Source organism: Pseudomonas sp. HMSC066A08 (genome assembly GCF_001813025.1).
Taxonomy (GTDB): domain Bacteria; phylum Pseudomonadota; class Gammaproteobacteria; order Pseudomonadales; family Pseudomonadaceae; genus Pseudomonas; species Pseudomonas aeruginosa.
Window position 1 is genome coordinate 150,008 of the sequence record NZ_KV811281.1, and the last position, 25,863, is coordinate 175,870.

Below are 25,863 nucleotides of genomic sequence, written 5' to 3' on the forward strand. Positions count from 1 at the left end.
GTTGGCGTTGGCGTTGGCGTTGGCGTTGGCGTTGCGTCCGCGGCAACTGGCACGGGGGCTTGCCGAGTGGTCGGCGGCCGGTCGGCGGCAGGCGCCGCGGGCTGGTCGGCGAGAGGCGTCGAGGTCGGCGCGTCGGCTGTCGCGGCGGGCTCTTCGGCCTCTGTCGTTTCGTCGCCCTTGTCGAACGGTGGCCTGGGCGCCGGCGGTCGGTGCGCGGGCAGGGCCTGTTCGAAGGCGATCTGCTGCGCGCGCAGCGGCGGAAGGGGGGCAGGGGTGTCGGACGACACGAGCGGAGCCGTATCCACGGCGTTCAGCTTGAGCATGGCCAGGTCTCGTGGCGGGTGAATTCTTCCAGTTCGCCTTCCTCGCTGCGTTCGCGCAGCCCCTGGCGCTCGGCGTCGACGTGGCGCTCCAGTTCGGCGAACTTCTCCAGTTGCCGCTGGCGTTCCAGCAGTTCTCGCCGGCACTGCCGCAGGCGCTCGCGCTCCCCTTCGAGGCGCTGCGCGGTCTCGGCGCAGTCCTGTTCCAGGCCGGCTTCCTTTTCCCGCAGCAGCCCTACCTGCTGCTGCCAGGCTTCCAGGCGTCGGCGGTCGAGCATGGCCGCCTGGCAGGCGAGAAACAGCCGTTGCTCTTCGGCCAGTCGCCAGTCGCGGTAGTCCCGTTGCGCCGCCTGGCGCTCGGTGTGTTCCTGCGCCGCGGCGCGAACCCGTAGCAATTGGCGGCCCTGGGCGCGCTCGGCCCGGTCCAGGCGCAGGCGTCGGACGCGCAACAGCAGCGCCAGGCTCATGCGCAGAGGCTCCGCAACTGCGCGCAGGCCTGTGCGTAATCGCTGGTTTCGTGGGTACCCTGGCGCAGCCACTGGCGGATCGCCCCGATCTTCTCGATGGCCTGGTCGGCTTCGCTGTCCTGGCCTTTCTGGTATTCGCCGATCTTCAGCAGCAACTCGACTTCCTCGTACTTCGCCAGCCATTCGCGCAAGCGTCCGGCCGCATGGCGCTGATCGTCGTCGACGATCTGGTTCATGACCCGGCTCACCGAGTGCAGCACGTCGATGGCCGGATAGTGGTTGGCGGCGGCCAGCTTGCGCGACAGCACGATGTGCCCGTCGAGAATCGAGCGGGTCTCGTCGGCCACCGGCTCGCTCATGTCGTCGCCTTCCACCAGTACGGTGTAGAGCGCGGTGATCGAGCCCCGCTCGGATTGCCCGGCACGCTCCATCAGGCGTGGCAGCGCGGCGAACACCGAGGGCGGGTAGCCGCGGCGGGTGGGCGGTTCACCGGCCGCCAGGCCGATTTCGCGCTGGGCCCTGGCGAAGCGGGTCAGCGAGTCCATCAGCAGCAGGACGCGGCATCCCTGGTCGCGGAAATACTCGGCGATGCTGGTGGCGACGAAACCGGCCTTGGCGCGTTCCATCGCCGGTCGGTCGGAGGTGGCGACCACCAGCACCGAGCGGCGCAGCCCCTGTTCGCCGAGGTCGCTTTCGATGAACTCGCGGACTTCGCGACCGCGTTCGCCGACCAGGGCGAGTACCGTCACATCCACCTCGGCATTGCGCACCAGGCTGGCCAGCAGGGTGCTCTTGCCGCCGCCGGCGGCAGCGAAAATGCCCATGCGCTGGCCTTCGCCGCAGGTCAGCAGGCCGTCGATGGCGCGCACACCCAGCGATAGCGGCCGCTCTATCAGGCGCCGGCTCATCGGCGGCGGGGCATCCCGGTAGACCGGATACCAGGCCGCCGGCTCGGCCGGCGGGCTGCCGTCGAAGGGGCGGCCGAGGCCGTCGAGCACCTGCCCGAGCAGGTGCTCGCCAACCGCCACGCGATGCATGCCGCCGGTAGGGCTGACTTCGGTGTTGGAGGAAACCCCGAGCATCTCGCCGAGCGGGGTGAGCAGCGCCTGGTGCTGCTGGAAGCCGATGACCTCGGCGAGCAGCGCCAGGCTCTGGTCGGGATTGCGCAACTGGCAGAGTTCGCCGATGCGCACGCCGGGCACCACGGCCTTGAGCAGGGTTCCGGTGACCTGGGTGACCCGCCCGCGGATCTGGATCGGCCGGCAGCCTTCGATGGCGTGGCGCATCCGGACGATGAGAGGAGAGAGAGGCGCGGGCATGGCGGGTCGGTTCGGCTGGAGTCGGCGCGCACTATAGAGAAAGCCTCGCGCGACGAATTTCAGTGCCAGCCGGGAGTTTTTAGAAATCGGTTGCCGCCGCGGCTAAAAAAAACCGGCCGATATTGGCATCGGCGGCACTGGACCGGTTCCTATACTGCGCCGCCTTTGCAGACCAGGAACCACAGCCACGATGGACATCCTCCAGAGTTCCTCCGCCGCGCCCCTCGCGCCGCGGGAAGCGGCCAACGCCCCCGCGCAGCAGGTCGGCGGCAGCTTCCAGGGCGAGCGCGTCCACTACGTTTCCGTTTCGCAGTCGCTGGCCGATGCCGCGGAAGAGCTGACCTTCGCCTTTTCCGAGCGCGCCGAGAAATCCCTGGCCAAGCGCCGCCTGAGCGACGCCCATGCGCGCCTGAGCGAAGTCCAGGCCATGCTGCAGGAGTACTGGAAGCGCATTCCGGACCTGGAAAGCCAGCAGAAGCTCGAGGCGCTGATCGCCCACCTGGGCAGCGCTCAGCTGAGCAGCCTGGCGCAGCTCAGCGCTTACCTGGAGGGCTTCTCCAGCGAGATCAGCCAGCGCTTCCTGGCGCTGTCGCGGGCGCGCGACGTCCTGGCCGGGCGGCCGGAGGCGCGGGCGATGCTGGCGCTGGTCGACCAGGCGTTGCTGCGGATGGCCGACGAGCAGGGCCTGGAGATCGAACTCGGCCTGCGCATCGAGCCGCTGGCCGCCGAGGCTTCCGCCGCCGGTGTCGGCGATATCCAGGCGCTGCGCGATACCTACCGTGACGCAGTACTCGACTACCGAGGCCTGTCGGCGGCCTAGCAGGACATCCAGGCGCGCTTCGCCGCGACGCCGCTGGAGCGGGTCGTGGCCTTCCTGCAGAAAGCCCTGAGCGCCGACCTGGACAGTCAGTCGAGCCGGCTCGATCCGGTGAAGCTGGAGCGGGTCATGAGCGACATGCACAAGCTGCGCGTGCTCGGCGGCCTGGCGGAGCAGGTGGGGGCGCTCTGGCAGGTGCTGGTGACGGGGGAGCGGGGCCATGGCATACGGGCCTTCTGAATTGACCGGCGCAGTCATCGCCTTGCTCGAGAAGCGCTGGGTCGGCGTCGCCGAGGTGCAGGCGTTGCTCGAGCCGTTGCCGCTGGCCGACGTCGCCCGGCAGATCCATTTCTTCCGCGAACTGAAGCGTCTCTACCGCCTGTTGCCGGTCGAAGTGTTCGGCGACGACGAGCAGCGCCAGAATCTTTTGAATGCCTGCCAGATGGCACTCGACCTGGCGATCGAGCGCGAAGAGGAGCAGCAGCATGGACTGGGTTGAGCTGGCCGTCGCGCAGTTCTGCCAGGACCTGCGGGTGAGCGTACCGGCGCCGCTGGCGCGCGTGGTGCAACTGGATTTCGAGGACAGCGGCACCTTGCAGCTGGAACGCCATGGCGAACAGTTGTCGCTCTGGCTGGCCTGTGACCTGGCCTGGCACCAGGCCTATCGCGGCACCCTGCGGGCGTTGCGCCTGTGCCATGCGCGCGCGGCCGGGAGCCTGCCGCTGCGTTGCGCCTGGAGCGGCGAATCGCGCCTGCTGCTGTGCATCACCCTGGAAGCCCAGCAGGTCGGCATCCCGACGCTGCACCAGGCCTTGCAGGCGCTGCGCTCGGCGCGCAGCGAAGTGCTCGCCGCATGAGCCGGGTCGGTGCCTGGCACATCGGCATCGAACGACTCGACCTGGCGCATGCCGAGCCGTTCGCGCCGCCCCTGCCGGAGCGCCATCTGCTGGCGCCCGACGGCCGGCCGGTCGAGACCCATGTCGCCAGCCTGTATCCCGCGCAGCAGGCGCAACAGCGCCTGTTCGACTACGCCCGGCCCCAGGTGGAGTTCCACGGCCTGCTGCGCCCCGGCGACTTCCGCCAGGCGCTGCGCGATCTCCGCCTGGCCCTCACCCTGCCCGGCCAGCCCGCCCTGCAGGCCGCGGCTTGCCTGCTCGGCGAGCGCGACGAAGACCAGCGACTGCTGCAAATGGCCCTGAACCTGTTGCACAAGGTATGAATCGATGACGTTGAAACCGACGCAACAGCGCCTGTTGCTGATGCTGGGCTGGTTGCACCTGCAATGCGGCCAGCCGCGACGTGCCCAGGTGTTGCTGGAGGCCTTGCTGAGCGTTGCGCCGGAGCGCCGCGACGGGCGCCGAGCCTTGCTCCTGGCGTTGCTCCAGCAAGGACTCGGCGAGCCCGCCGTGCGCCTGTGCCGGCAGTTGCAGGAGGATGGCGAGGAAGAGCCCGGTCTGTGGCTTTGCCTGAGCCGTGCCGAACAGCTCGCCGGGCGTCTCGACGCGGCGCGTGCCGCGCACGCCCGGGCGCTGGAGCTGGAGGCGCGGGAATGAACGACCTGAGCGGGCTTCTCGGCCGGGTCGGCGAGCGCAAGGACATCCTGCTGGTGGTGTTGCTGCTGGCGGTGGTGTTCATGATGGTGCTGCCGTTGCCACCGCTGCTGCTGGACATCCTCATCGCCGTCAACATCACCATCTCCGTGGTCCTGCTGATGATGTCGGTGTACATCGGCTCGCCGTTGCAGTTCTCGGTGTTCCCGGCGGTGCTGCTGATCACCACGCTGTTCCGCCTGGCGCTGTCGGTGAGCACCACGCGGATGATCCTGCTGCAGGCCGACGCGGGGCAGATCGTCAACACCTTCGGCAGCTTCGTGGTCGGCGGCAACCTGGTGGTGGGCATCATCATCTTCCTGATCATCACCATCGTGCAGTTCCTGGTGATCACCAAGGGTGCCGAGCGGGTCGCCGAGGTCAGCGCGCGCTTTTCCCTGGATGCCATGCCGGGCAAGCAGATGAGCATCGACGGCGACATGCGTGCCGGCGTGATCGATGTCAACGAGGCGCGGGCGCGGCGTGCGGTGATCGAAAAGGAAAGCCAGATGTTCGGCTCCATGGACGGCGCGATGAAATTCGTCAAGGGCGACGCCATCGCCGGGCTGATCATCATCGTCGTCAACATCCTCGGCGGCATCGCCATCGGCGTCACGCAGAAGGGCCTGAGCACCGCCGACGCGCTGCAACTGTACGCGGTACTGACCGTCGGCGATGGCATGGTCTCGCAGGTGCCGGCGTTGCTGATCGCCATCACCGCCGGGATCATCGTCACCCGGGTGTCTTCCGACGAATCGGCGGACCTCGGCAGCGACATCGGCGAACAGGTGGTGGCGCAGCCCAAGGCGCTGCTGATCGGCGGCCTGTTGCTGGTACTGTTCGGCCTGATTCCCGGTTTCCCGACCCTGACCTTCCTGGCTCTCGCGCTGCTGGTCGGCGGCGGCGGCTACTTCATGCTCTGGCGCCAGCGGGCCCAGGCCAGCGCCGGTTCCCGCGACCTGCCGGCGCTGCTCGCGCAGGGCGCCGGAGCGCCATCGGCCAAGGCGCGCGGCAAGGCTGGCGGCGGCAAGCCGAAGGCCGGGCGTCTCGCCGAGCAGGAGGAGTTCGCCCTCACCGTGCCGTTGCTGATCGACGTCGATGCCAGCCTTCAGGAACGTCTCGAGGCGATGTCGCTGAACGAGGAGCTGGTGCGGGTACGACGCGCGCTGTACCTGGATTTCGGCGTGCCATTCCCGGGTATCCACTTGCGCTTCAACGAGGCGATGGGCGATGGCGAATACCTGGTGCAGCTACAGGAGGTCCCGGTCGCGCGCGGGTGCCTGCGGCCGGGCTGGTTGCTGGTGCGCGAACGCGCCTCGCAGCTGGAACTGCTCGCGGTCCCCCACGAGCCGGCGGAGCTGCAGGTGCCGGGAGAAGAGGCGAGCTGGGTGGAGCAGGCGCATCAGGATCGCCTGGAGCGTTCCGGCTGTGCCTGCCTGGGCCTGGAGCAGGTGCTCACCTGGCACCTGTCCCATGTGCTGCGGGAGTACGCCGAGGATTTCATCGGCATCCAGGAGACGCGCTACCTGCTGGAGCAGATGGAGCAGGGTTACGGCGAGCTGGTGAAGGAGGCGCAGCGGATCGTTCCCCTGCAGCGGATGACCGAGATTCTCCAGCGCCTGGTCGGCGAGGACATCTCGATCCGCAACATGCGGGCGATCCTCGAGGCGATGGTGGAGTGGGGGCAGAAGGAGAAGGACGTGGTGCAGCTCACCGAGTACATCCGCAGCAGCCTCAAGCGCTACATCTGCTACAAGTACTCCAGCGGCAACAATATCCTTCCCGCCTATCTGCTGGACCAGGCGGTGGAGGAGCAGATCCGCGGTGGCATCCGCCAGACCAGCGCCGGCAGCTACCTGGCCCTCGACCCGGCGATAACCCAGGCCTTCCTCGAGCGCGTGCGGCAGACCGTCGGCGATCTCGCGCAGATGCAGAACCGGCCGGTGCTGATCGTTTCCATGGATATCCGCCGCTACGTGCGCAAGCTGGTGGAGAGCGACTATGCCGGGCTGCCGGTGCTGTCCTACCAGGAGCTGACCCAGCAGATCAACATCCAGCCGCTTGGCAGGATCGTGTTGTGAGCGCCGATCCGCTGGTTCCCTGGTTTCTCGCCCGCGGCCTGGCGGTGCGTCCGCATTGCCTGCGCGACACCTCGATCGCGCTCGGCTGGCAGGTCCTGGCCCATGGCTGCGAACTGGCCTGGCGCTGCGACGGCGAGCGGGTCTGGATCCTGATGTTGCGTCGGCGGCAGGCGCGCCGCGGATTGGCCAATCCATTCGCCGCGCTGTACCTGCTGGCGGAGGCCACGCTCGATACGCTGGGGCCGCGCCAGCGTCTCTACGGCAAGGTCCTGGCGCTGGCCGGCAGCCCGCTGCCTGGCGAGCGCATGGCGCGCTTCTATCGCCGCTGGACCGGCGCCGCCGAGCCCGCCGACGGCTGGTTCGAGCTGGAGGCCGGGCGGGTGGTGACGCAGCGAAGCCTGCGAAAACGACAAAAACCCGACCGTGCCTGACAGGCTCCGGCGACGTCGATCCCTACCATGGGCGACATGAACGAATACACCGAAGACACCCTGCGGGCGAGCGTCCAGGCCGCCGAACTGGCGATTCGCGACAGCGAGGAGCGCGGCCGCCTGCTGGCGGAAATGTGGCAAGGCCTGGGGCTTGCCGTGGACGTCGGCGAAATGCTGTTTCGGGCGCCGGAGCGGGAGCTGGCGCGAGCCGCCGAAGAGGAGCTGCTGGCCGAACTGCGGCGCATGCGCAGCTCCCGGCCGCCGCAGGGCGAGCAGGGTACCCGGCCGCGGCGTCCGACGCCGATGCGTGGCTTGTTGATCTGAGGAATCACGATGGAAGTCAGAAACCTTAATGCCGCTCGCGAGCTGTTCCTGGACGAGCTCCTGGCCGCGCCGGCGGCGCCTGCCAGTGCCGAGCAGGAGGAACTGCTGGCCTTGTTGCGCAGCGAGCGGATCGTGCTGGCCCACGCCGGCCAGCCGCTGAGCGAGGCACAAGTGCTCAAGGCGCTCGCCTGGTTGCTCGCGGCCAATCCGTCCGCGCCTCCGGGGCAGGGCCTCGAGGTACTCCGCGAAGTCCTGCAGGCACGTCGGCAGCCCGGTGCGCAGTGGGATCTGCGCGAGTTCCTGGTGTCGGCCTATTTCAGCCTGCACGGCCGTCTCGACGAGGATGTCATCGGCGTCTACGAGGCCGTCCTGCAGACCCAGGACGGCAAGCGCAAGGCGCTGCTCGACGAGCTCAAGGCGCTGACCGCGGAGTTGAAGGTCTACGGCGTGATCCAGTCGCAGATCAACGCCGCGCTGTCGGCCAAGCAGGGCATCAGGATCGACGCTGGCGGTATCGATCTGCTCGACCCCACGCTCTATGGCTATGCCGTCGGCGATCCCAGATGGAAGGGCAGCCCCGAGTATGCGTTGCTGAGCAATCTGGGTACCTTCAGCGGCAAGCTGTCGATCAAGAATTTTCTCAGCGGCTCGCCGAAGCAGAGCGGGGAGCTCAAGGGCCTCAGGGATGAGTACCCCTTCGAGAAGGACAACAACCCGGTCGGCAATTTCGCCACCACGGTGAGCGACCGCTCGCGTCCGCTGAACGACAAGGTCAACGAGAAGACCACCCTGCTCAACGACACCAGCTCCCGCTACAACTCGGCGGTCGAGGCGCTCAACCGCTTCATCCAGAAATACGACAGCGTCCTGCGCGACATTCTCAGCGCGATCTAGAGGTATCCATGAACCAGCAAGCGACCCCTTCCGACACCGACCAGCAACAGGCGCTGGAGGCCTTCCTGCGCGACGGTGGCACCCTGGCGATGCTTCGCGGACTCAGCGAGGACACCCTGGAGCAGCTCTATGCGCTGGGCTTCAACCAGTACCAGGCGGGCAAGTGGGACGACGCGCAGAAGATCTTCCAGGCACTGTGCATGCTCGACCACTACGATGCCCGCTACTTTCTCGGCCTGGGCGCCTGCCGCCAGTCCCTCGGTCTCTATGACCAGGCCCTGCAGAGCTACAGCTACGGCGCGCTGATGGACATCAACGAGCCGCGCTTTCCCTTCCATGCCGCCGAGTGCCACCTGCAACTGGGTGATCTCGACGGAGCCGAGAGTGGCTTCTACTCGGCCCGGGCCCTGGCCGCGGCACAGCCGGCGCACGAGGCCCTGGCCGCGCGTGCCGGCGCCATGTTGGAAGCCGTAACCGCGAGAAAGGATCGAACATATGAATCCGATAACGCTTGAACGCGCCGGACTGCCCTACGGGGTGGCCGACGCCGGGGATATCCCGGCGCTCGACAGGCCGGTCGCGAGGGATGTCGAGAGTCTGCGGGTGGAGCGCCTGGTGGCGCCGGCCGCGGCTTCCGCGAGCGGCACGGGGGTGGCGCTGACGCCGCCGTCCGCAGCCAGCCAACAGCGCCTGGAGGTCGCCAATCGTGCGGAGATCGCCAGCCTGGTGCAAGCAGTGGGCGAGGATGCCGGACTGGCGCGGCAGCTTGTGCTGGCCGGCGCTTCGATGCTGTTGTCCGCCAGACTGATGTCGCCGCAGGCGTTCGAGATCGAGCTGGCGAAAATCACCGGCGAAGTCGAGAACCAGCAGAAGAAACTCAAGCTGACCGAAATCGAGCAGGCGCGAAAGCAGAACCTGCAGAAGATGGAGGACAACCAGCAGAAGATCAGGGAATCGGAAGAAGCCGCGAAAGAAGCCCAGAAGTCCGGTCTGGCAGCCAAAATCTTTGGTTGGATCAGTGCAATAGCTTCGATCATCGTCGGCGCAATCATGGTGGCAACCGGCGTCGGCGCGGCCGCGGGTGCACTGATGATCGCGGGCGGTGTCATGGGAGTGGTCTCCCAGTCGGTACAGCAGGCAGCCGCGGACGGATTGATCAGCAAGGAAGTGATGGAAAAGCTCGGCCCGGCACTGATGGGTATCGAGATCGCCGTCGCGCTGCTGGCGGCGGTGGTCAGCTTCGGCGGCTCAGCGGTCGGCGGGCTGGCCAGGCTGGGCGCGAAGATCGGCGGCAAGGCGGCCGAGATAACCGCCAGCCTGGCGAGTAAGGTCGCCGACCTGGGCGGCAAGTTCGGCAGTTTGGCCGGTCAATCGCTGTCGCACTCGCTGAAACTCGGCGTGCAGGTTTCCGACCTGACCCTGGACGTCGCCAGCGGCGCGGCCCAGGCCACTCACTCGGGATTCCAGGCGAAGGCCGCGAACCGCCAGGCCGATGTGCAGGAATCGCGTGCCGACCTGACCACCCTGCAGGGCGTGATCGAGCGCCTGAAGGAAGAGCTGAGCCGCATGCTGGAAGCATTCCAGGAAATCATGGAGCGGATCTTCGCCATGCTCCAGGCCAAGGGTGAAGCCCTGCACAACCTGTCCAGCCGACCGGCAGCGATCTGAGGAGACGTCACATGATCGATACGCAATATTCCCTGGCGGCTGCCCAGGCCGCGATCCCCTCCGAGCCGATCGCTCCCGGCGCCGCCGGGCGTTCCGTCGGCACGCCGCAAGCGGCTGCGGAGCTGCCGCAGGCGCCGGCCGCGCGGGCCGACCGGGTCGAACTGAACGCTCCGCGCCAGGCGCTCGACCCGGTGCGCATGGAAGCGGCCGGCAGCGAGCTGGACAGCAGCGTCGAGCTTCTGCTGATTCTCTTCCGCATCGCGCAGAAGGCGCGCGAGCTGGGCGTGCTCCAGCGCGACAACGAGAACCAGTCGATCATCCACGCGCAGAAGGCGCAGGTGGACGAGATGCGCAGCGGCGCCACGCTGATGATCGCCATGGCGGTGATCGCCGGCGTCGGCGCATTGGCCTCGGCGGTGGTCGGCAGCCTCGGCGCGTTGAAGAACGGCAAGGCCATCAGCCAGGAGAAGACCCTGCAGAAGAACATCGATGGGCGCAACGAACTGATCGACGCGAAGATGCAGGCGCTGGGCAAGACCTCCGACGAGGATCGCAAGATCGTCGGCAAGGTCTGGGCGGCGGACCAGGTGCAGGACAGTGTGGCGTTGCGTGCGGCGGGCCGTGCCTTCGAGAGCCGCAACGGCGCCCTGCAGGTGGTCAACACGGTGATCCAGTCCTTCGTCCAGATGGCCAACGCGTCGGTCCAGGTGCGCCAGGGCGAATCGCAGGCGAGCGCTCGGGAAGGAGAGGTCAACGCCACCATCGGGCAGAGCCAGAAGCAGAAGGTCGAGGACCAGATGAGCTTCGATGCCGGCTTCATGAAGGACGTCCTGCAACTCATCCAGCAGTACACCCAGAGCCATAACCAGGCCTGGCGTGCGGCGGCCGGAGTGGTCTGAGCCGTCTCCGCGCGGGAGGAAAAGGCCACAGCGATGTGGCTTTTTTCTTAAAAGAAAAGTCTCTCAGTGACAAAAGCGATGCATAGCCCGGTGCTAGCATGCGCTGAGCTTTAGGAGGCGCCCCCATGGATTTAACGAGCAAGGTCAACCGACTGCTTGCCGAGTTCGCAGGCCGTATCGGTTTGCCTTCCCTGTCCCTCGACGAAGAGGGCATGGCGAGCCTGCTGTTCGACGAACAGGTGGGCGTCACCCTGTTGCTGCTCGCCGAGCGCGAGCGTCTGTTGCTGGAGGCCGACGTGGCGGGCATCGATGTGCTGGGCGAGGGGATCTTTCGCCAGCTCGCCAGCTTCAACCGCCATTGGCACCGTTTCGATCTGCATTTCGGCTTCGACGAGCTGACCGGCAAGGTCCAGTTGTATGCGCAGATTCTCGCAGCGCAACTGACCCTCGAATGCTTCGAGGCGACCCTGGCCAACCTGCTCGATCACGCCGAGTTCTGGCAGCGCCTGCTGCCGTGCGACAGTGATCGCGAGGCGGTCGCTGCGGTCGGCATGAGGGTTTGAGCGGTCCCATGAAAATCGAATCGATCTCGCCGGTGCAGCCGTCCCAAGACGCTGGAACCGAGGCGGTGGGGCATTTCGAGGGGCGTTCGGTGACCCGCGCGGCCGTTCGCGGCGAGGACCGTTCCAGCGTGGCCGGGCTGGCGCGCTGGCTGGCGCGCAACGTGGCTGGCGATCCGCGTAGTGAGCAGGCCTTGCAGCGCCTCGCCGACGGTGACGGCACGCCGCTGGAGGCGCGCACGGTCCGGCGCAGGTGAGGTGCCGGATGCTGTTGCCGCTGGCGTTGCTGCTCGGCGGTTGCGTCAGCCAGCCCGCGTCGATGTCGCCGAAGGTGACGGTGGGTGGTTCGGTGGGCGGCGTTTCCCTGCAGGCGCGCCAGGCGCAACTCAGGCTGCGCCTGTATGCCGTCGTTCAGGGAAGGATGCAAACGATTGCCGAGCGGCGCTACCGGGTGTCCGGGTTGCCGTTGCGCTATGCCTTCGATCTGGAGGTCGACAGGTTGGAGGGCGAGGCGTTGTACCTGCGTACCGAGCTTTCCTGGGTGGGCGTCGCGGCGGTCCAGGCGAGTGCCTGGCAACAGGTGGCGGCGGGCGTCGATGAGCGGGTCCGGCTGGTTCGGCGCGACTGTTTTCCGAATTGTACGGCCGCTCGCCCGGAAGAAAGATCTGGCAACGATTGATACATTGCCTGCTGTTTCGGAAAGTGCGTATGGAGATTAAAGAAGTGCAAGTCTCGTTCGTTTTCAGGGAAGGCCTCGAATAATAAAACTGGTACTTTTGTTCCGCTTCTGAAGAAGGCTGGATTAATTGGCGGAAGCCGACTCGCTCTGCGAATCAGCGCACGTCGGATAATCCTGATTATTATAAAATCGACTCCGTGCTCATGGCTTTGAAAATCAATAAAACGGAGCGTATTCATGCCTCTCCGCTAGGCGGGGCATTCAAGGTACGACGGGAAGTGTTGGGGTTCTTATAATATGCAAGGAGCCAAATCTCTTGGCCGAAAGCAGATAACGTCTTGTCATTGGAACATTCCAACTTTCGAATACAGGGTAAACAAGGAAGAGGGCGTATATGTTCTGCTCGAGGGCGAACTGACCGTCCAGGACATCGATTCCACTTTTTGCCTGGCGCCTGGCGAGTTGCTTTTCGTCCGCCGCGGAAGCTATGTCGTAAGTACCAAGGGAAAGGACAGCCGAATACTCTGGATTCCATTATCTGCCCAGTTTCTACAAGGCTTCGTCCAGCGCTTCGGCGCGCTGTTGAGCGAAGTCGAGCGTTGCGACGAGCCCGTGCCGGGCATCATCGCGTTCGCTGCCACGCCTCTGCTGGCCGGTTGCGTCAAGGGGTTGAAGGAATTGCTTGTGCATGAGCATCCGCCGATGCTCGCCTGCCTGAAGATCGAGGAGTTGCTGATGCTCTTCGCGTTCAGTCCGCAGGGGCCGCTGCTGATGTCGGTCCTGCGGCAACTGAGCAACCGGCATGTCGAGCGTCTGCAGCTATTCATGGAGAAGCACTACCTCAACGAGTGGAAGCTGTCCGACTTCTCCCGCGAGTTCGGCATGGGGCTGACCACCTTCAAGGAGCTGTTCGGCAGTGTCTACGGGGTTTCGCCGCGCGCCTGGATCAGCGAGCGGAGAATCCTCTATGCCCATCAGTTGCTGCTCAACAGCGACATGAGCATCGTCGATATCGCCATGGAGGCGGGCTTTTCCAGTCAGTCCTATTTCACCCAGAGCTATCGCCGCCGTTTCGGCTGCACACCGAGCCGCTCGCGGCAGGGGAAGGACGAATGCCGGGCTAAAAATAACTGACGTTTTTTGAAAGCCCGGTAGCGGCTGCATGAGTAGAATCGGCCCAAATTGCAGGCTCTGACGAGCGCGCAATGTAGTGAGGAAGCCAAGGCAGAGAATGGAGCAGGAAGACGATAAGCAGTACTCCCGAGAAGCGGTGTTCGCCGGCAGGCGGGTATCCGTGGTGGGCTCGGACGCCCGCTCGCGGGGTCGGGTGCCGGGTTACGCATCGAGCAGTTTGTATCGTGAGTCCGGAATCATCAGTGCGCGGCAACTGGCGTTGCTGCAGCGGATGCTGCCGCGCCTGCGGCTGGAGCAACTGTTCCGCTGCGAGTGGTTGCAGCAGCGCCTGGCGCGCGGCCTGGCGCTGGGGCGCGAAGAGGTGCGGCAGATTCTCCTCTGCGCGGCGCAGGACGACGACGGCTGGTGCGCCGAACTGGGCGACCGGGTCAACCTCGCCGTGCCGCAGTCGATGATCGATTGGGTCCTGCTGCCGGTCTATGGCTGGTGGGAAAGCCTGCTCGACCAGGCGATTCCCGGCTGGCGCCTGTCGCTGGTGGAGCTGGAGACCCAGTCCCGGCAACTGCGAATCAAGTCCGAATTCTGGTCCCGCGTGGCCGAGCTGGAGCCGGAGCAGGCCCGCGAGGAACTGGCCAGGGTCGCCAAGTGCCAGGCGCGCACCCAGGAACAGGTGGCCGAACTGGCCGGCAAGCTGGAGACGGCTTCGGCACTGGCGAAGAGCGCCTGGCCGAACTGGCAGCGGGGCATGGCGACGCTGCTCGCCAACGGCGGGCTGGCCGGCTTCGAGCCGATCCCCGAGGTCCTCGAATGCCTCTGGCAACCTCTCTGCCGGCTGGACGACGACGTCGGCGCGGCGGACGCTGTCCAGGCCTGGCTGCACGAACGCAACCTGTGCCAGGCACAGGATCACTTCTACTGGCAGAGCTGAGCGGCCGGCGAAAGCCGGCCCTACCGAGGAATCATGGATCATCTGTTGAGCGGATTGGCCACTCGCCTGGGCCAAGGGCCCTTTGTTGCCGATCGGACGGGTTCGTACCACCTGCGCATCGACGGACAGAGCGTCCTGTTGCTGCGCCAGGGCGACGACCTTCTGCTGGAAAGCCCGCTGGAGCACGCCCCCCTGGATCCGCAGCGCGACCAGTTGGGGTTGCTGCGGGCGCTGTTGTCGCGGGTCGCCAGTTGGAGCCGGCGCTATCCCCAGGCCATCGTCCTGGACGCGGACGGGCGCCTGCTGTTGCAGGCGCGGCTGGGCCTCGACGGCCTCGATCCCGAGCGACTCGAACGGGCCCTGGCCGCCCAGGTGGGGCTGCTCGAGGCGCTGGCGCCGGAGCTGGAGCCGCTGCCCCGCGGGTTGCCGCCGCAGGCTCCGGTGTGGCGTCCCTGATGCGCCGCCTGCTGATCGGCGGACTGCTGGCGCTGCTGCCTGGCGCGGTCTTGCGCGCGCAGCCGCTGGACTGGCCCAGCCTGCCTTACGACTATGTGGCGCAGGGCGAAAGCCTGCGCGACGTGCTGGCCAACTTCGGCGCCAACTACGATGCCTCGGTGATCGTCAGCGACAAGGTCAACGACCAGGTCAGCGGTCGCTTCGACCTGGAAAGCCCGCAGGCCTTCCTGCAGTTGATGACCTCCCTCTACAACCTCGGCTGGTACTACGACGGCACCGTGCTGTACGTATTCAAGACCACCGAGATGCAATCGCGGCTGGTGAGGCTGGAGCAGGTCGGCGAGGCCGAGTTGAAGCGCGCGCTGACCGCCGCCGGCATCTGGGAGCCGCGCTTCGGCTGGCGTGCCGACCCTTCCGGGCGGCTGGTGCACGTGTCCGGTCCGGGGCGCTATCTCGAACTGGTCGAGCAGACCGCCCAGGTGCTGGAGCAGCAATACACCCTGCGCAGCGAAAAGACCGGCGACCTCAGCGTGGAGATCTTCCCGCTGCGCTATGCGGTCGCCGAGGACCGCAAGATCGAATACCGCGACGACGAGATCGAGGCACCGGGCATCGCCAGCATCCTCTCGCGGGTGCTCAGCGATGCCAACGTGGTTGCGGTGGGCGACGAGCCGGGCAAGCTGCGTCCGGGACCGCAATCCAGCCATGCGGTGGTCCAGGCGGAACCGTCGCTGAACGCGGTGGTGGTGCGCGACCACAAGGACCGGTTGCCCATGTATCGCCGTCTGATCGAAGCCCTCGACCGGCCCTCGGCGCGGATCGAGGTCGGCTTGTCGATCATCGACATCAATGCCGAGAACCTCGCCCAGCTGGGCGTCGACTGGAGCGCCGGGATTCGCCTGGGCAACAACAAGTCGATCCAGATCCGTACCACCGGCCAGGATAGCGAGGAGGGCGGCGGCGCCGGTAACGGGGCGGTCGGCAGCCTGGTGGACAGTCGCGGGCTGGATTTCCTGCTGGCCAAGGTCACCCTGTTGCAGAGCCAGGGACAGGCGCAGATCGGATCCCGGCCGACCCTGCTGACCCAGGAGAATACCCAGGCGGTGCTCGACCAGAGCGAAACCTACTATGTGCGGGTCACGGGCGAGCGGGTGGCCGAGCTGAAGGCGATCACCTACGGCACCATGCTGAAAATGACGCCGCGAGTGGTGACTCTCGGCGATACGCCGGAGATCAGCCTCAGCCTGCACATCGAGGACGGCAGCCAGAAACCCAACAGCGCCGGCCTGGACAAGATCCCCACGATCAACCGTACGGTGATCGATACCATCGCCCGCGTAGGCCATGGCCAGAGCCTGCTGATCGGCGGCATCTACCGCGACGAACTGAGCCAGAGCCAGCGCAAGGTACCCTGGCTCGGCGACATTCCCTATCTCGGCGCGCTGTTCCGCACGACCGCGGACACCGTGCGCCGCTCGGTGCGGCTGTTCCTCATCGAGCCGCGGCTGATCGACGATGGCGTCGGCCATTACCTGGCGCTGAACAACCGTCGCGACCTGCGCGGCGGCCTGCTTGAAATCGACGAGTTGTCGAACCAGAGCCTGTCGCTGCGCAAGCTGCTCGGTAGCGCCCGCTGCCAGGCGCTGGCGCCGGCCAGGGCCGAGCAGGAGCGCTTGCGCCAGGCTGGCCAGGGTTCGTTCCTCACGCCCTGCCGGATGGGCGCGCAGGAGGGCTGGCGGGTGACCGACGGCGCCTGTCCCAAGGACGGCGCCTGGTGCGTCGGCGCGGAGCGCGGGAATTAGCATGGCCTGGAAGATCCGCTTCTACAGCGGGCTGAACCAGGGCGCCGAAGTCTCGCTCGGAGAGGGGCGGGTGGCGCTTGGCAGCGATCCGTTGCAGGCCGACCTGGTGCTGCTCGACGAGGGCATCGCGGCAGTCCACCTGGTGCTCGAGGTCGATGGCCAGGGCGTGCGCCTGCTGGAATGGGCGGAGGGCTGCGAGCCTCGCCAGGACGGCCAGCCGCAAGTCGCCGGAGCGATCCTGCAGGCGCTTGCCGGGCAGACCTGCGGCCCGCTGCGCTGGGCATTCTGCGATCCGCAGCGGAGTTTTCCCGAGCGTTTCCCCGAAGTCGAGGCGCAGGCCGCGCCAGTGCGCCGCAAGCGGTCCGCCCGTGCCGGCGGGGCCTGGCTGCTCGGCATCAGCCTGGCGCTGGCGCTGTGCCTGCTGGGCATGCTCGTCGAGCCCTGGTCGGCCCGCCAGCACGGCATGGCCGGCGAGGAGCCCCTGGCGAAGGTGCGCGCCTACCTGCGCGAGCAGGGCATGACCGAGGTGGATGTGCAGCGCCAGGGCGACAGTCTCCTGCTCGGCGGCTACCTGGAGGACAACGCCCGGCGCCTGGCGCTGCAGCGCTACCTCGATGGCAGCGGCGTGGACTACCGACTGGAAGCACGGAGCATGGAAGACATTCGCCAGGGTGTGGATTTCATCCTGCAGAAATTCGGCTATCGGCAGATCCTCAGCAGCAACGCGGACAAGCCTGGCTGGGTCCGGCTCAGCGGCGAACTGGCGGAGCAGGACGAACGCTGGGCGCGGATCGACGCATTGCTGGAGTCCGAGGTGCCGGGCCTGCTCGGGGTGGAAGACCAGGTCCGGGTGGCCGGCTCGCACCTGCGCCGGCTCGAGCGCCTGCTGGCGGACGCCGGCCTCGACCGGCAACTGAGTTTCCGCGAGCGCGGCGAGCGCATCGAGCTGAGCGGCACGCTCGACGAGGTTCAGCTCAGCGCCTTCTACCGCCTGCAACGCGAGTTCCAGCAGGAGTTCGGCAACCGCCCGAGCCTGGAGCTGCTCAGTCGCGGCAAGCGCGCCAGCGGCGACGAACTGGAGTTCACGGTGCGCTCGGTGTCGCTGGGGCGGGTGCCCTATGTAGTGCTCGGCGACGGCCAGAAATACCCGGTGGGCGCCTCGACATCCCGCGGTGTGCGAATCCTCGCCATCGAGCCGGAGTCGATCCTGGTGGCCCGCGGCAAGCAGCGTTTCATCATCAATCTCAAAGGGGAGGTGCTCCATGATGACAGCCTTGGAAACGCGACTGTCGGTCGCTGACGGCACGTATGCCGCAGCGCTCCGGCAGCGTCTGCAAGCGGCGCTGGCGGAATGTCGCCGGGAGCTGGCCAGGGGCGCCGGCCCGGAGCGCTTCCAATTCCTGCAACAGCAGGCCCGGGCCCTCGAAGGCGGTCTCGGCATTCTTTCGCAGCTCACAGAGGACTAAGCATGGCGCAGATATTCAACCCCAACCCGGGGAATACCCTCGATACCGTGGCCAATGCCCTGAAGGAGCAGGCCAACGCAGCGAACAAGGACGTCAACGACGCGATCAAGGCCTTGCAGGGGACCGACAATGCCGACAACCCGGCGCTGCTGGCCGAGCTGCAACACAAGATCAACAAGTGGTCGGTCATCTACAACATCAACTCGACGGTAACCCGTGCGCTGCGCGACCTGATGCAAGGCATCCTGCAGAAGATCTGAACATGGACACTTCACTGATACGCGAATTGGCGGAACTGGCGCTGGCCGGCAGCGGGCAGCACTGCCACGAAGAGGCGCTGTGCATCGCCGAGTGGCTGGAGCGCCTCGGACAGGACGAAGCGGCGCGGCTGATCCGGATTTCCAGCCTGGCCAACCAGGGGCGCTATCAGGAAGCGCTGGTCTTCGCCCATGGCAATCCCTGGCCGGCGCTGGAGCCCTGGTTCGCCTTGTGCGAGTGGCACCTGGGGTTGGGCGCCGCGCTGGACCGCAGGCTGGCCGGGCTGGGCGGCAGCAGCGATCCTGCCCTGGCCGACTTCGCCGCCGGCATGCGCGCCCAGATGCGGACATGAGCCGCATCGACGCGCCGCCGGGATTCGCCGTCTATCCGTCGGCCAGTCCGAAGGCGGCGAACCTGCCGGCTGTCGATCAGGTGCTGGCTTTCGAACAGGCCCTCGGCGGAGAGCCGCCGGCGGACGGACGCCGCCTGGCCGGGTTGGAGAGCGGCGTTCTCGGCGAGCGCCTGCTGCAGCGCTTTGCCCAGCCGCTGCAAGGGTTGGAGGCGGACCGCCTGGAGCTGAAGGCGATGCTCCGCGCGGAACTGCCGCTGGGGCGCCAGCAGCAAACCTTTCTCCTCCAGTTGCTCGGTGCGCTCGAGCATGCGCCGGGCGGCGAATACCTGGCGCAACTGGCGCGTCGCGAATTGCAGGTGCTGATCCCGCTCAACGGCATGCTCGACAACCTCGTGCGCAACAGCCACAAACTCGACCTGGAGTCATGATGGATATCTCTCGGATGGGCGCCCAGGCGCAGATCACCAGTCTCGAAGAACTCTCCGGCGGCCCGGCCGGCGCGGCCCACGTCGCCGAGTTCGAACGGGCGATGGGCGGTGCCGGCAGCCTGGGCGGCGACCTGCTCAGCGAACTGGGGCAGATCAAGGAGCGTTTCAGCCAGGCCAAGCAGGAGTTGCAGGTGGAGCTGTCGACGCCCGGCGACGATCCCAACAGTCTGATGCAGATGCAGTGGTCGCTGATGCGCATCACCATGCAGGAAGAGCTGATCGCCAAGACCGTCGGGCGCATGAGCCAGAACGTCGAAACCCTGATGAAGACCCAATGAGGCGAACGGTGAAAGGTCTGTCGGGCATGGTGCTCCTGGCGCTGGTGCTGGCGTTGGGCGGGTGCAAGGTCGAACTCTATACCGGGATCAGCCAGAAGGAAGGCAACGAGATGCTGGCGCTGTTGCGTTCGGAGGGCGTTTCCGCGGACAAGCAGGCGGACAAGGATGGCACCGTGCGCCTGCTGGTGGAGGAGTCGGATATCGCCGAGGCGGTGGAGGTGCTCAAGCGCAAGGGCTATCCGCGGGAGAACTTCTCCACGCTGAAGGATGTGTTTCCCAAGGACGGGCTGATTTCCTCGCCCATCGAAGAGCGCGCGCGGCTCAACTACGCCAAGGCCCAGGAGATTTCCCATACCCTTTCCGAGATCGATGGCGTACTGGTGGCGCGGGTCCATGTGGTGCTGCCCGAGGAGCGCGACGGACTGGGCAGGAAGTCCTCGCCGGCATCGGCCTCGGTGTTCATCAAGCACGCCGCCGACGTGCAGCTGGATGCCTACGTGCCGCAGATCAAGCAACTGGTGAACAACGGCATCGAAGGACTCAGCTACGACCGCATCAGCGTGGTGCTGGTGCCGTCGGCCGGGGTCCGCCAGGTCCCGCTGGCGCCACGCTTCGAGAGTGTCTTCTCGATCCAGGTGGCGGAACACTCGCGCGGACGCCTGCTCGGCCTGTTCGGCCTGCTGCTGGCGTTGCTGCTGGCGAGCAACCTGGCGCAGTTCTTCTGGCACCGGCAACGGGGCTGAGCGGCGCGATGCCATTGACGGCCTACCAGTTGCGCTTCTGTCCGGCCCGCTACATCCACGAGTCGCACCTGCCCGCGGTATTGCTGCGGTTGCTGCCGGCGCTGCCGGACTGGCGGCGACAGAGCGTTCTCAATGCCTGGCTGCTGGAGCAACTGGAACTGGACTGCGCGTTCCGCATGCCCGCGCAACTGGGCGGGCTGGCCCTTTACCCGCAGGCGGCGCTGGAACGGACCCTGGGCTGGCTCGGCGCGCTGCTGCACGGCCAGGCCTTGCGGCAGGTGCTGGACGGTGCGCGGGTACGGCGCATCCGCGCGCAGATCGGCGAACAGGGCCAGCGTTTCTGCCTGGAGCAGCTCGACCTGCTCATCGGTCGCTGGCCGCCGGGCTGGCAGCGGGCCTTGCCGGAAACCCCGGAGGACGGCTATTTCCGGCGCTGCGGCCTGGCTTTCTGGCTGGCCGCCTGTAGCGATGCCGACTGCGGTTTCTCGCGGCGCCTGCGCCTGCGCCTGGAGGCCATGCCGGCCCCGGCGGACTGGACCTTCGACGAACAACGGCGATCCCTGGCGCGGACCCTGTGCCTGAAGGTCGCCCGACAAGCGAGCGATGAATGCTTCCATTTGTTGAACTAGACGCCAGTCGCGTGCGGCTGGCCCCCGGGCAGGCCCTGTTGCGCGCCCGCGACTACCAGGACTACCTCAGCGCCAACCGCCTGGTGGAAGCGGCACGCGAGCGTGCCGCCGAAATCGAGCGCGAGGCCCACGAGGTTTACCAGGAGCAGAAGCGCCTGGGCTGGGAGGCCGGGCTGGAGGAGGCGCGTCTGCGCCAGGCCGGGCTGATCCAGGAAACGCTACTGCGCTGCAACCGCTACTACCGGCAGGTCGATCGCCAGCTTGGCGAGGTGGTGCTGCAGGCGGTGCGCAAGGTGTTGCGCCACTACGACGCTGTCGAGCTGACCCTGGCGGCCACGCGCGAGGCACTGGCATTGGTGAGCAACCAGAAGCAGGTGATCCTGCACGTCCAGCCGGAACAGTTGGCCGCGGTGCGCGAGCAGGTCGCCCGGGTGCTCAAGGATTTCCCCGAGGTGGGCTACCTGGAAGTGGTCGGCGATGCGCGGCTGGACCAGGGCGGTTGTATCCTGGAAACCGAGATCGGGATCATCGACGCTTCGCTCGACAGCCAGTTGGCGGCGTTGCAGGCCGCATTGACGGAGGGCGTGGCGCGGAGCGGCGAGGAGGAAGGGGACGCCGGTTGAGGGAGCCAGGCGCCGCCCCCGGTCCGGGCGTTGGCTCCGGGCCGAGGGCTGAGGCGCTGCCGTTCGCCCGCGGCGGCGACGGTGGCGGTGCGGTCGGCGCCTTCAGAGCAGGGTGAAGCTGCGGCTTTCGGTTTGCGCCGAATCCAGGCCGACGAAGACCTTGAACTCGCCTGGCTCGGCCGTGTGCCTGAGCTGGCTGTCGTAGAACTTCAGGTCCGCCTCGCCGAGGCGGAAGACAATCTCCCGCGATTCGCCGGGCTCCAGCATCACCTTGCGGAACCCGCGCAGCTCCTTCACCGGCCGGCTGAGGCTGGCGACCGGGTCCTGCAGATAAAGCTGGACCACCGTGGCGCCGGCGCGCTTGCCGCTGTTGCTGAGCGTGATCCGCGCTTCCAGGGTGTCGCCGCGGGCCAGCCGTTCGCTGGACAGGCGCAGGGGCGAGAGACTGAACTCGGTGTAGCTGAGGCCGTAGCCGAACGGGTAGAGCGGGCCGTTGGCTTCGTCGAAATAGCGCGAGGTGTATTTGCCGGGATTGTCGTGGTCCATCGGCCGGCCGGTGTTCAGGTGGTTGTAGTAGACCGGTACCTGGCCCACCGAGCGCGGGAAGGACATGGTCAGCTTGCCGCTGGGGTTGTGCTCGCCGAACAGCACGTCGGCGATGGCATTGCCGCCTTCGGTGCCACTGAACCAGGTTTCCAGGATCGCGTCGGCGTTTTCCTGCTCCCAGCCCAGCGATAGCGGTCGGCCGTTCATCAGCACCAGCACCAGCGGCTTGCCGGTGGCCTTCAGTGCCTTCAGCAGCCGCCGCTGGCTGGCCGGGATGCGCAGGTCGGTGCGACTGGATGCCTCGTGGGCCATGCCCTGCGATTCGCCGACCACGGCGACCACCAGGTCGGCGTCGTGCGCGGTGCGCAAGGCCTCCTCGAGCATCGCCTCGGCGGAGCGCGGATCGACCTCGACTTCCGGGTTGTAGCTGTTCAGGTAGTCGAGGATCGCCTGGTCGCCACTGACATTGGCACCCTTGGCGTAGAGCAGGGTGGCACGGTCGCCGACGGCATTGGCCAGGCCCTGGTAGACGGTTACCGCCTGGCGGGGCACGCCGGCTGCCGACCAACTGCCGATGACGTCGCGCTGGCTCTTGGCCAGGGGGCCGATCACCGCGATCCGCCCCTGTTTCTTCAGCGGCAGCAGGCCGTCGCGGTTCTTCAGCAGGACCAGCCCTTCGCGAGCCACCTCGCGGGCGGCCTGGCGGTGCAGGCGGCTCTCGGCGTTGGTGTCGAACGGCGGGTCGTCCGGCTTGCCCAGGCGCCGGTAGGGATCGGCGAACAGGCCGAGGTCGTACTTCGCCGCCAGCACGTCGCGGCAGGCGCGATCGATGTCGGCCTGGTCGATCTCGCCGGCCGCCAGCAGCCTCGGCAGCCAGGTCGAGTAGAGATCGTCGTTCATGTTCATGTCGACACCGGCCTGGATCGCCAGGCGCGTGGCGTCCCGCTCGTTGCCGGCGAGGCCGTGCTTGATCAGTTCCTTTACCGCGCCGTGGTCGCTGATGGTCAGCCCCTTGAAGCCCCACTGCTGGCGCAGCAGGTCGGTCAGCAGCCAGCGGTTGGCGGTGGCGGGCACGCCGTTGATGGTGTTCAGCGAGACCATCACCGCGCCGGCGCCGGCGTCCACCGCGGCCTTGTAGGGCGGCAGGTAGTCCTGGAACATGCGCGGCAGGCTCATGTCCACGGTGTTGTAGTCGCGGCCGCCTTCGGCCGCGCCGTACAGGGCGAAGTGCTTGACCGCCGCCATGATGCTGTCCGGGGCGGCCAGGCTGGAGCCCTGGTAGGCACGGACCATCACGCCGGACAGCAGCGAGGTCAGGTAGGTGTCTTCGCCGAAGCCTTCCGAGACCCGCCCCCAGCGCGCGTCGCGGGTGATGTCGACCATCGGCGAGAAGCTCATGTCGAGCCCGTCGGCGCTGGCCTCGAGGGCGGAGATCCGTGCGCTGCGGGCGACCACCTCGGGGTCCCAGCTGGCGGCGAGGCCGAGGCTGATGGGAAAGATGGTGCGGTGCCCGTGGGCCACGTCGTAGGCATGGAACAGCGGGATCTTCAGGCGGCTATGGCGGACCTGGTCCTGCATGGCGCGAATGTCCGGGCGGGTCACGGTATTGAAGATGGCGCCGACCTTGCCGGCACGGATATCCGCCATCAGCGCTTCCTTGGGATGGTCGGCGCCGACGCTGACCAGGCGTAGCTGGCCGATCTTTTCCGCGTTGCTCATGCGAGCCATCAGGCTGGCGATGAAACGTTCCTTGTCGGTGGCCGGCGGATTGCCGGATTCGCCCTGGCCAGCCGCCAGTGCCGGGCTCCCGCTCAGCCCGATGAGAAGCCCCAGTACACACAGCCTGTTCATGCATGTTTTCTCGTTATTGGATAGACACTCGTCGTGGCGGCGTGACTGCCGCCCGGCGGGCGCGACATAAGGTGTTCGCAGCGCGGGCGGAAGTCAACGAGACGGCGATGGGCGAATCTGCCGGTTCTGACAGGTCCCGTGGCGCGCCGCTGGCGGCGCTCAGGCGACGCTGGCGAGCAACTGCTCGGCCGGCATCGGCCTGCCGAGCAGGAAGCCTTGCAGCGAATTGCAGCCGAGGCGGGTCAGGAACTCCTGCTGGGCCTCGGTTTCCACGCCCTCGGCGACGATCTTCAGGTTCAGCGTGCGGCCGAGGGCGACGATCGCCGAGACGATCGCGGCGTCGTCGCTGTCGTGGGCCAGTTCGTTGATGAAGCCACGGTCGATCTTCAGTTCGCTCGCCGGCAGGCGCTTGAGATAGAGCAGGCTGGAGTAGCCGGTGCCGAAGTCGTCGATGGAGATGCCGACGCCCATCGCCGACAACTGCTCGAGGATCACCAGGCTGGCATCGGCATCGCGCATGGCGGTCGATTCGGTCACCTCGAGGACCAGGTGGCTAGGCTCCAGGCTGTGGCGCAGGAGTGCGTTGCGTACCGAGTCGACCAGGCCGGCATGGGCGAACTGCAGGGCCGAAAGGTTCACCGCGATGTTCCAGTCCGCATGTCCGCCGTCCAGCCAGAGGCGCATCTGCCGACAGGCTTCGTCGAGCACCCACTCGCCGATCTGCACGATCAGGCCGGTCTTTTCCGCCAGCGGCAGGAACTGGCCGGGGGTGATCAGCCCATGTTGCGGATGCTCCCAGCGCAGCAGCGCTTCCACGCCGATCATCGGTCCGTTCGGCGCCAGTACCTTGGGCTGGTAGTGCAAGACCAGTTGCCGGCGCTCCAGGGCCTGGCGCAGGTCATGCAGTAGTTGCAACTGTTCCTGGGCGTTGGCGTTCATCGAACTCTCGAAGAAGCAGTAGCCGTTCCGTCCCTGGTCCTTGGCGTGGTACATCGCCGCGTCGGCATTGATCATCAGCTCGTGGCGGGTCTGCCCGTCGCCGGGGTAGAGCGCGATGCCGATGCTCGCCGAGATCCGCACCTCGTGGCGGGATATCTGGTACGGCTGGCTGATCCGCTTCACCAGCTTCTCGGCCAGGGTCGCGGCGTCGGCGGGCTCGCGGGCCTCGATCAGCAGGACGAACTCGTCGCCGCCGAGGCGGGCGATGGTGTCCTGGGCGCGGACGTTGGCGCGGATACGCTCGGCGACTTCGATCAGCAACAGGTCGCCGAGGTGATGGCCGTAGGCATCGTTGACCGCCTTGAAGCCGTCCAGGTCCATGAACAGCACGGCGAACCGGCGATCGTCGCGGATCGCCTGCTGGATCGCCTGCTCCAGGCGGTCGTCGAGGAGCATGCGGTTGGGCAGCTTGGTCAGGTTGTCGTGCAGGGCCAACTGGATCAGCTCGCGGTTGGCTCGGGCGAGGGAGGTGGCGAGTACCGAGGTACGTGCCTCGAGGCGCGAGTCCAGCACCGAGACGATCAGGGCGATGGCGATCACCGCCAGGGTGATCACGATGACCAGCACCGCCAGCCAGCCGTTGTCGATGCCTCGGCCGGCGGCGCCGCAGAAGCTGCCCAGGGGGAACTGCGCGGCGGCCATCCCGGTGTAGTGCATGCCGACGATGGCGCAGCCCATCACCAGGGCGGCGCCGGCCCGGACCAGGACGATGCGCCGGCTGCCATGGCGCAGGCGGAAGGCGATCCACAGCGCGGCGCCGGAGGCGATCACCGCGATCAGGATGGAGAGGCCGAGCCACAGCGGGTCGTAGACGATCCCCGGCATCATCAGCAGGGCGGCCATCCCGGTGTAGTGCATGGCGGCGATGCCGCTGCCCATCAGCAGGGCGCCTAGCGCCAGGCGTTGCCAGGGGAGCTCCGCCTGGCACACCAGCCAGAGGGCGAAGGCCGAACTGCCGACGGCCAGCAGCAGCGACAGCAGGGTCAGGCCCAGGTCGTAGCCGAGCGGGATCGGCAGGCTGAAGGCGAGCATGCCGACGAAATGCATCGACCAGATGCCGAAGCCCATGGCGAAAGCGCCGCCGATCAGCCAGGAGAGCGCCTCGCGGCCTTTCGCCAGGGTCACCCGGCCGGCCATGTCGAGAGCGGTGTAGGACGCCAGGATGGCCACAATCAGGGAAAGGCGACAAGAACCTGGTTGTAGCTGCTGATAAGCATGAAAGCGTCCGAACGGGATAGCGGGAGAGAAGTGGTTGATATCAA

30 protein-coding genes and 3 pseudogenes are annotated in these 25,863 nt (G+C 67.0%); 28 read left to right on the forward strand and 5 right to left on the reverse strand.

The annotated features are described in order from the left end of the window. From HMPREF2886_RS34235 to pscN, 3 genes and pseudogenes are all read right to left on the reverse strand, one after another. Nucleotides 1-323: pseudogene (locus HMPREF2886_RS34235) on the reverse strand (type III secretion system needle length determinant); the annotation flags it as partial. Beyond that, nucleotides 311-787 carry a type III secretion system central stalk protein PscO gene (pscO, locus tag HMPREF2886_RS07525; RefSeq protein WP_003109497.1) on the reverse strand — a complete coding sequence of 159 codons (477 nt, stop codon included), beginning with the start codon at nucleotides 785-787 and terminating at the stop codon, nucleotides 311-313. The pseudogene HMPREF2886_RS34235 and the gene pscO, both read right to left, overlap by 13 nt. After that, nucleotides 784-2,106: a SctN family type III secretion system ATPase PscN gene (gene pscN, locus HMPREF2886_RS07530; protein WP_070747051.1), complete on the reverse strand. Its 1,323-nt coding sequence runs from the start codon at nucleotides 2,104-2,106 to the stop codon at nucleotides 784-786. Before pscN ends, pscO begins: the two co-directional genes overlap by 4 nt. Before the next feature lie 190 nt (nucleotides 2,107-2,296). On the opposite strand from pscN, the pseudogene popN reads away from it, so the two are divergent. From popN to pscL, 28 genes and pseudogenes are all read left to right on the forward strand, one after another. After that, nucleotides 2,297-3,163 (forward strand): annotated as a pseudogene (popN, locus tag HMPREF2886_RS07535) (SctW family type III secretion system gatekeeper subunit PopN). Next, nucleotides 3,144-3,422 carry an Acr1 family type III secretion system gatekeeper subunit Pcr1 gene (pcr1, locus tag HMPREF2886_RS07540; protein ID WP_003087693.1) on the forward strand — a complete coding sequence of 93 codons (279 nt, stop codon included), beginning with the start codon at nucleotides 3,144-3,146 and terminating at the stop codon, nucleotides 3,420-3,422. Before popN ends, pcr1 begins: the two are co-directional and overlap by 20 nt. Then, on the forward strand, nucleotides 3,409-3,780 hold the full coding sequence (gene sycN / locus HMPREF2886_RS07545) for a type III secretion chaperone SycN (protein WP_070747053.1): 372 nt from the start codon (nucleotides 3,409-3,411) through the stop codon (nucleotides 3,778-3,780). Before pcr1 ends, sycN begins: the two co-directional genes overlap by 14 nt. Then, nucleotides 3,777-4,142: a type III secretion system protein PscX gene (gene pscX / locus HMPREF2886_RS07550; RefSeq protein WP_033973976.1), complete on the forward strand. Its 366-nt coding sequence runs from the start codon at nucleotides 3,777-3,779 to the stop codon at nucleotides 4,140-4,142. The genes sycN and pscX overlap by 4 nt, the downstream gene beginning before the upstream one ends. A gap of 4 nt (nucleotides 4,143-4,146) precedes the next feature. Next, entirely contained in the window at nucleotides 4,147-4,476 is a 330-nt protein-coding gene (gene pscY, locus HMPREF2886_RS07555; RefSeq protein WP_003087695.1) for a type III secretion system chaperone PscY, read from the forward strand. Next, nucleotides 4,473-6,593, forward strand: a complete 2,121-nt coding sequence (pcrD, locus tag HMPREF2886_RS07560) for a SctV family type III secretion system export apparatus subunit PcrD (RefSeq protein WP_033977312.1) — start codon at nucleotides 4,473-4,475, stop codon at nucleotides 6,591-6,593. Before pscY ends, pcrD begins: the two co-directional genes overlap by 4 nt. After that, nucleotides 6,590-7,024 carry an LcrR family type III secretion system chaperone PcrR gene (gene pcrR, locus HMPREF2886_RS07565; protein WP_070747055.1) on the forward strand — a complete coding sequence of 145 codons (435 nt, stop codon included), beginning with the start codon at nucleotides 6,590-6,592 and terminating at the stop codon, nucleotides 7,022-7,024. Before pcrD ends, pcrR begins: the two co-directional genes overlap by 4 nt. A 27-nt stretch (nucleotides 7,025-7,051) precedes the next feature. Then, nucleotides 7,052-7,348, forward strand: a complete 297-nt coding sequence (locus HMPREF2886_RS07570; protein ID WP_052151887.1) for an LcrG family type III secretion system chaperone — start codon at nucleotides 7,052-7,054, stop codon at nucleotides 7,346-7,348. A 9-nt stretch (nucleotides 7,349-7,357) separates the two neighbouring features. Next, the gene (pcrV, locus tag HMPREF2886_RS07575; RefSeq protein WP_033973981.1) at nucleotides 7,358-8,242 is read left to right on the forward strand and encodes a type III secretion system needle tip protein PcrV; all 885 of its coding nucleotides are present in this window, start codon (nucleotides 7,358-7,360) and stop codon (nucleotides 8,240-8,242) included. A gap of 8 nt (nucleotides 8,243-8,250) precedes the next feature. Next, entirely contained in the window at nucleotides 8,251-8,757 is a 507-nt protein-coding gene (gene pcrH, locus HMPREF2886_RS07580; protein ID WP_033973983.1) for a SycD/LcrH family type III secretion system chaperone PcrH, read from the forward strand. After that, on the forward strand, nucleotides 8,738-9,910 hold the full coding sequence (gene popB, locus HMPREF2886_RS07585; protein ID WP_033973985.1) for a type III secretion system translocon subunit PopB: 1,173 nt from the start codon (nucleotides 8,738-8,740) through the stop codon (nucleotides 9,908-9,910). The genes pcrH and popB overlap by 20 nt, the downstream gene beginning before the upstream one ends. A gap of 11 nt (nucleotides 9,911-9,921) precedes the next feature. Further along, nucleotides 9,922-10,809: a type III secretion system translocon subunit PopD gene (gene popD / locus HMPREF2886_RS07590; RefSeq protein ID WP_070747057.1), complete on the forward strand. Its 888-nt coding sequence runs from the start codon at nucleotides 9,922-9,924 to the stop codon at nucleotides 10,807-10,809. Between the two features lie 125 nt (nucleotides 10,810-10,934). Further along, nucleotides 10,935-11,372 (forward strand): type III secretion system regulatory chaperone ExsC, encoded by a 438-nt coding sequence (exsC, locus tag HMPREF2886_RS07595; RefSeq protein WP_003100769.1) that lies wholly within the window; start codon nucleotides 10,935-10,937, stop codon nucleotides 11,370-11,372. Between the two features lie 8 nt (nucleotides 11,373-11,380). Then, nucleotides 11,381-11,626: a T3SS regulon translocated regulator ExsE gene (gene exsE / locus HMPREF2886_RS07600; RefSeq protein WP_033943010.1), complete on the forward strand. Its 246-nt coding sequence runs from the start codon at nucleotides 11,381-11,383 to the stop codon at nucleotides 11,624-11,626. An 8-nt stretch (nucleotides 11,627-11,634) separates the two neighbouring features. Beyond that, the gene (exsB, locus tag HMPREF2886_RS07605) at nucleotides 11,635-12,048 is read left to right on the forward strand and encodes a YscW family type III secretion system pilotin ExsB (RefSeq protein ID WP_033973988.1); all 414 of its coding nucleotides are present in this window, start codon (nucleotides 11,635-11,637) and stop codon (nucleotides 12,046-12,048) included. 297 nt (nucleotides 12,049-12,345) lie between these two features. Further along, on the forward strand, nucleotides 12,346-13,182 hold the full coding sequence (gene exsA, locus HMPREF2886_RS07610; RefSeq protein ID WP_003120334.1) for a T3SS regulon transcriptional activator ExsA: 837 nt from the start codon (nucleotides 12,346-12,348) through the stop codon (nucleotides 13,180-13,182). A gap of 97 nt (nucleotides 13,183-13,279) precedes the next feature. Beyond that, nucleotides 13,280-14,110, forward strand: a complete 831-nt coding sequence (gene exsD / locus HMPREF2886_RS07615; protein ID WP_033973990.1) for a T3SS regulon anti-activator ExsD — start codon at nucleotides 13,280-13,282, stop codon at nucleotides 14,108-14,110. Nucleotides 14,111-14,143: 33 nt separating this feature from the next. Further along, nucleotides 14,144-14,566: a YscB family type III secretion system chaperone PscB gene (pscB, locus tag HMPREF2886_RS07620; protein ID WP_003100754.1), complete on the forward strand. Its 423-nt coding sequence runs from the start codon at nucleotides 14,144-14,146 to the stop codon at nucleotides 14,564-14,566. After that, a complete protein-coding gene (gene pscC, locus HMPREF2886_RS07625; RefSeq protein ID WP_033973991.1) occupies nucleotides 14,566-16,368 on the forward strand; it encodes a SctC family type III secretion system outer membrane ring subunit PscC in 1,803 nt (600 codons plus the stop codon). The genes pscB and pscC overlap by 1 nt, the downstream gene beginning before the upstream one ends. 1 nt (nucleotide 16,369) lies before the next feature. Beyond that, on the forward strand, nucleotides 16,370-17,668 hold the full coding sequence (gene pscD / locus HMPREF2886_RS07630; RefSeq protein ID WP_070747059.1) for a SctD family type III secretion system inner membrane ring subunit PscD: 1,299 nt from the start codon (nucleotides 16,370-16,372) through the stop codon (nucleotides 17,666-17,668). Further along, nucleotides 17,631-17,834 carry a YscE family type III secretion system co-chaperone PscE gene (pscE, locus tag HMPREF2886_RS07635; protein ID WP_033973994.1) on the forward strand — a complete coding sequence of 68 codons (204 nt, stop codon included), beginning with the start codon at nucleotides 17,631-17,633 and terminating at the stop codon, nucleotides 17,832-17,834. The genes pscD and pscE overlap by 38 nt, the downstream gene beginning before the upstream one ends. Nucleotides 17,835-17,836: 2 nt before the next feature. Then, a complete protein-coding gene (gene pscF / locus HMPREF2886_RS07640; RefSeq protein WP_003087729.1) occupies nucleotides 17,837-18,094 on the forward strand; it encodes a type III secretion system needle filament protein PscF in 258 nt (85 codons plus the stop codon). A 2-nt stretch (nucleotides 18,095-18,096) separates the two neighbouring features. Beyond that, nucleotides 18,097-18,444 carry a YscG family type III secretion system chaperone PscG gene (pscG, locus tag HMPREF2886_RS07645; protein WP_070747061.1) on the forward strand — a complete coding sequence of 116 codons (348 nt, stop codon included), beginning with the start codon at nucleotides 18,097-18,099 and terminating at the stop codon, nucleotides 18,442-18,444. After that, entirely contained in the window at nucleotides 18,441-18,872 is a 432-nt protein-coding gene (gene pscH, locus HMPREF2886_RS07650; protein ID WP_070747063.1) for a YopR family T3SS polymerization control protein PscH, read from the forward strand. Before pscG ends, pscH begins: the two co-directional genes overlap by 4 nt. Continuing rightward, complete coding sequence (gene pscI / locus HMPREF2886_RS07655; protein WP_003132858.1) at nucleotides 18,872-19,210, forward strand: SctI family type III secretion system inner rod subunit PscI; 339 nt, start codon at nucleotides 18,872-18,874, stop codon at nucleotides 19,208-19,210. Before pscH ends, pscI begins: the two co-directional genes overlap by 1 nt. Beyond that, on the forward strand, nucleotides 19,207-19,953 hold the full coding sequence (gene pscJ / locus HMPREF2886_RS07660) for a SctJ family type III secretion inner membrane ring lipoprotein Psc (protein ID WP_070747066.1): 747 nt from the start codon (nucleotides 19,207-19,209) through the stop codon (nucleotides 19,951-19,953). The genes pscI and pscJ overlap by 4 nt, the downstream gene beginning before the upstream one ends. 8 nt (nucleotides 19,954-19,961) lie before the next feature. Then, nucleotides 19,962-20,582 (forward strand): SctK family type III secretion system sorting platform protein PscK, encoded by a 621-nt coding sequence (pscK, locus tag HMPREF2886_RS07665; protein WP_033974004.1) that lies wholly within the window; start codon nucleotides 19,962-19,964, stop codon nucleotides 20,580-20,582. Then, complete coding sequence (gene pscL, locus HMPREF2886_RS07670; RefSeq protein WP_023088392.1) at nucleotides 20,561-21,205, forward strand: SctL family type III secretion system stator protein PscL; 645 nt, start codon at nucleotides 20,561-20,563, stop codon at nucleotides 21,203-21,205. The genes pscK and pscL overlap by 22 nt, the downstream gene beginning before the upstream one ends. A gap of 102 nt (nucleotides 21,206-21,307) precedes the next feature. Here pscL and bglX read toward each other — a convergent pair whose 3' ends face one another. Beyond that, nucleotides 21,308-23,602: a beta-glucosidase BglX gene (gene bglX, locus HMPREF2886_RS07675; protein ID WP_070747068.1), complete on the reverse strand. Its 2,295-nt coding sequence runs from the start codon at nucleotides 23,600-23,602 to the stop codon at nucleotides 21,308-21,310. Nucleotides 23,603-23,761: 159 nt separating this feature from the next. After that, nucleotides 23,762-25,818, reverse strand: a pseudogene (locus HMPREF2886_RS07680) (putative bifunctional diguanylate cyclase/phosphodiesterase). Between the last annotated feature and the right edge of the window lie 45 nt (nucleotides 25,819-25,863).